The sequence below is a fragment of the Legionellales bacterium genome (genome assembly GCA_026125385.1).
Lineage (GTDB): Bacteria > Pseudomonadota > Gammaproteobacteria > JAHCLG01 > JAHCLG01 > JAHCLG01.
Map to the genome: position 1 here is coordinate 1 of JAHCLG010000058.1, position 4,362 is coordinate 4,362.

At 40.4% G+C, this 4,362-nt stretch carries 4 protein-coding genes; 1 reads left to right on the forward strand and 3 read right to left on the reverse strand.

Translation table 11 applies throughout. From position 1 onward, the window contains the following. Positions 1-543: 543 nt before the first annotated feature. Positions 544-1,857, forward strand: coding sequence for a quorum-sensing autoinducer CAI-1 synthase (gene cqsA / locus KIT27_12220; protein MCW5590411.1), 1,314 nt, complete (start codon positions 544-546; stop codon positions 1,855-1,857). A gap of 4 nt (positions 1,858-1,861) precedes the next feature. On the opposite strand, the gene KIT27_12225 is transcribed toward cqsA, so the two are convergent. The 3 genes from KIT27_12225 to KIT27_12235 form a co-directional block, all read right to left on the reverse strand. Continuing rightward, positions 1,862-2,416, reverse strand: coding sequence for a hypothetical protein (locus KIT27_12225; GenBank protein MCW5590412.1), 555 nt, complete (start codon positions 2,414-2,416; stop codon positions 1,862-1,864). 88 nt (positions 2,417-2,504) lie between these two features. After that, complete coding sequence (locus KIT27_12230; GenBank protein MCW5590413.1) at positions 2,505-3,860, reverse strand: thymidine phosphorylase; 1,356 nt, start codon at positions 3,858-3,860, stop codon at positions 2,505-2,507. A gap of 17 nt (positions 3,861-3,877) precedes the next feature. Further along, complete coding sequence (locus KIT27_12235; GenBank protein ID MCW5590414.1) at positions 3,878-4,282, reverse strand: hypothetical protein; 405 nt, start codon at positions 4,280-4,282, stop codon at positions 3,878-3,880. Positions 4,283-4,362 lie beyond the last annotated feature (80 nt).

Consider the following 4,362-nt stretch of genomic DNA (forward strand, 5'->3'; position numbering starts at 1 on the left):
TATACTCTTCACACTTGAATTTTAGGCTTTGTTGTCGAGCTAAAGCTACGGAGGGATTGTATTCAGTATACACTCCTTCGTATCTTTAACTCGACGCCTCGCCTAAAACCTAATTGTTTTGAGTATAGAACAAAAAATAATCAATCTCCCCTTTTTCCAGAGAAAAAATGTGAAATTCATTGCAATTTTTTTAAAGAAGACTTAGGGTAATCAATGTGGCACATATCAACTAAGAAATTGTTTTTGCTTAAGGTTTTCTTAAGGTTTCACAGGGATGGTTATAAATTTTAGAACCTGCTCCGCAAAAACAGTAGAGCGTGTTTACCTTTCGCTCGGATGAGAATAAGCCGTTGGTTTTTCAACAATCAACGCGAAAAAACTCGCACTCTGGAAGGTTAACACGTACTAAAGAATGGCGTGTTGACTGTCGTAATGCTTAAGATTGAAAACACTAATTCGCCAAACTAAGTAAAGTTGTCAACATGCTCTAATAAAATGGATTACCAGCAATATCAAATATTACTGGCACGAGGGCAGCATACTATGAATAAGATCACTATCCCTGTTGATAAGCTTCACGCTATAACTACAGAACCGGAATTTCTACGTAAACGCGTCATTAATTACTACCAAAATCGTATCCCCAAGCCTGAAGAGGGCGGACATCCCTTAATTGGAAAATGTCGTATCCCCCAAGTCAATGCAGTAACGTTGTGTAGTTGCGATTATTTATCCATCGCCAATCACCCAAAAATTGTGCAAGCCCACGCCGAAAGTTTATTAACTCAAGGCAATGGCCTGGTCATGTCGAGTGTTTTTCAATCGGATGAATCGCCTCAACGCAAATTTGAAGTGAAAATGGCGGAGTTTTTAGGTTGCGAAGATGTTTTATTATGTCAATCAGGCTGGATAGCCAACACAGGTTTAATTCAATCCATCGCCGATCGCGACACGCCCGTGTATGTGGATATGATGGGTCATATGTCCTTGCGTGAAGGGATTACCTCGGCGAATGCCACGGCGTATACATTTCGTCATAATAACCCTGAATCGTTAGAATATTTAATTCAACGACATGGGAAAGGGGTGATTTTAGTTGAATCGCTGTATAGCACACACGGCGATATTGCACCTCTTAATGACTTTGCAGAAATTAGTGAGCGTTATGGGTGTATTTTAGTAGTCGACGAATCCCATTCCTTGGGGACACATGGCGTGAATGGCGAGGGTCTAGTGGCCGAATTGGGCTTGTTAGACAAAGTTCAATTTCGCACCGCGAGTTTAGGTAAAGCATTTTGTGGTCGAGGTGGTGTTATTGCGGGTAGCTCACGTCATATTGAATATATTCGTTTTGAATCGCGACCCACCATTTTTAGCATTGCCGTGCTGCCGCATGAAGCCGATGCCTTTAGCGCAACCATTGATGTGGTCAAAGAAGAATCCTGGCGACGTACGCGTTGTCAACAAAACGCACGTTATTTAAGAAATCATTTATTAAATTTGGGTTACAATGTTTCAGAAAGTCAATCGCAAATTATGGCTTTAGAAGCAGGGTTAATTAAACATACCAATTTATTAAACGATTTATTACAAAAACAGGGCGTATATGGTTCGGTGTTTTGGGAACCCGCCACGGCAAAAAATCGGTCATTATTACGGTTATCGATTGCTGCTGAATTAAGTGAAGATCAATTAAATCATGTGGTGACAGCCTGCTTTGCTATTCGCGATCATGTCTATTTATCCGAATGGTCTTCTAGCAAACGTTGGGAACGGACGCGACATCAAGTGGCTCCTATTCCACGAGAGACATTAAAATTAGACAATTTGCCTACAGCGAATGCTTTATTAGCGTGATAGTTTAGTCGCAGAGATTGCTATCTATTTGTTTGCGGAGCACAGGTTGATTTTTTTGATCGTCGAATTGATAGATCAATCGACTGTGCGCGCAGGCACTGCTTTTGCTCTCGACCATGAGCGTTTGAGTCTTAGCATCAAACGTGGGAATTCCTCCGATATAATAATCCTTAACGGCGGTTTTACCATCGTAAGATTTAAATAATAATAACGTGCTGGTGGGATGTTGATGCGGAGTATAGATCATAAAAATATAACTGGGTTGCGTGGCGCTTAGCGCGCAGAGTACTTGAATTAAATAGCGTTGATGAGATAATTTCCAGAAGGCAAGTCCTGCGCCATTGGTTTTTTTATAATCATCATCCATTGCCGAATAATCGTGTTCGCAGTCCGCAGGCCAGCGTAATTTTTCATACCAAAAAGCGCGCTCAGCATAGGGTATGGTTTTTTGGGTGAGGAGTTTATCCACTGATATTATGTGCGTCGAGGCAAATGTGATGTTGAATACTAAAAAATTAATTACAACAATTACATTTTTCCACAATTTAATCATCGTCATGATGCTGGTTTCCTAAAAATAGATTCTTGTATGTTAGGTTCTTAGTTTAAAATTATTTTTTTAAATTTGATCCTGGATTTCGTTTTGCTCAATCCAGGTTACAGCTATGGGTTAAGGTAATTTTTTCGCTGATCACGGGTGTTATTTCGGGCTTCGTTGCGGAAAGCGCAATAGCATTTTGTAATAATGATTGGGCCAGTACTAAATCTTGCTCGTTGCGGGCATGGATCAAGGCTAAAGGAACATGACTATCCACAAACTCACCTAATCCTTTTACGTCACTCAAACCCACGGCGTAATCGATGGCATCGCTTGTGCTATTCGCCATCCCGCCTAAATGGGCTAAAATAATTCCATAGGCGCGAGCATCGATATTGTGAATAAATCCCGAAGATATAGGGTAAACGGGTTTAATCAAAGGGGCTTCGGGTAAATAATGACGGGGCTTTTCTAGCAAATCATGAGGTCCACCGAGTAGGTGGATCATTTTAGCAAAATGTTCTGTCGCTGTGCCGTTATTTAATTGTTGGAGAACCTGAGTTAACGCACTGGCATGAGAAGATTGTAAACCGCTTAATATTAATAATTCACAGGCTAACTCAGTGACACTGGCTAATAAACGCGGATCACGGGTTTTTCCGGTTAAAAAATCAAACGTTTCTATTAATTCCAATGAATTCCCCATATTATTTCCCAAACATTGATCCATATTGGTTAATAACGCGCTAGTGGGTAAATTCAATTGCTGGGTGACGGCGAGTAATGCTTGGGCTAATTGTAAACTTTCCGCTTTATCTTGGACTAATGCGCCACTGCCGTAAGTGGTTTCTAAAACTAAAAAATCACAACCTAGCGCCAGTTTTTTGGCAATGATAGAAATTACGATTAAGGCTTGAATATCGATGGTGCTAGTTTGATGACGAAGGCTATATAATTTTTTATCGGCCGGTGTAAATGTTTGCGATTGCCCGATAATGGCACAGCCAGCTTGTTGGATAACTTTTTCTAATAACGCTTTATTTGGATACGGATTATAATTGGGAATGCTCAGCATTTTATCCAGCGTACCGCCGGTGTGACCTAATGCCCGACCTGACATTTTAGGCATGAAGGCTCCGCACGCTGCCATTAACGGTACTAAAATTAAGCTGACTTTATCTCCAATACCGCCCGTTGAATGTTTATCGACAATGGGGCCTGGTAAATTTAAATGAGACCAATTTAATACTTCACCGGATTGAGTAAACTGTTGCGTGAATGCCACGCGTTCCGCTAAATTTAAATCGCGAAAAAATACCGCCATGGCAAACGCCGCAATTTGCGCATCACTAATAGTGCCCGAGGTTAATCCTGCGACAAAGTACTGGATTTCATCTGCAGATAATACCTGGCCATCGCGTTTTTTTTGAATAATTTCGCTAGCAGTGTAATGTGAATTAGTCATTAGTGTATTGGTAACTTTTAATGTTTAGGACAACAGTTTTTACCCATTTTGCAGGTGAGGATAGCCACCAGCACCGCCAATCCAATCTGAGCAATGGGAACGTATAATAAAAATAATCCATTTTGTCCTTGGGCATTCATCACAAAACCGTAATAAAACAGGCAACCCGCATAAATAAGCGCAATTAAACTAGCAAAGAAAATAATGGTGGATTGTAAGGCCTTTTTATTTGCGCAATGGTTCATGAGCAGGAATAAAAAATAGGGGAAAGCTAGAAGTACCATAAATCCTAAAGTAAAAAACCAAATTGAAAAAAAATCAGGCTTGGCAATGTAGAGCATGACTGGGATCGCACTGATGATGCCAATGATGTTAATAAGATAGGTTAATCCTTTTAACACTTTATTGGGTTGGTTATGCATGGTTAAATCTCCTGTGATATGCCCTTATTGAATGGTACGGGTTATGTTAAGCGTCACATCTTATCACACAATTAGGGCAT

What these genes read in the sequence shown, in the direction of transcription:
- cqsA (MCW5590411.1), top strand. Translation starts at nt 544, where the DNA reads ATGAATAAGATCACTATCCCTGTTGATAAGCTTCACGCTATAACTACA.
- KIT27_12225 (MCW5590412.1), bottom strand. Translation starts at nt 2,416, where the DNA reads ATGACGATGATTAAATTGTGGAAAAATGTAATTGTTGTAATTAATTTT.
- KIT27_12230 (MCW5590413.1), bottom strand. Translation starts at nt 3,860, where the DNA reads ATGACTAATTCACATTACACTGCTAGCGAAATTATTCAAAAAAAACGC.
- KIT27_12235 (MCW5590414.1), bottom strand. Translation starts at nt 4,282, where the DNA reads ATGCATAACCAACCCAATAAAGTGTTAAAAGGATTAACCTATCTTATT.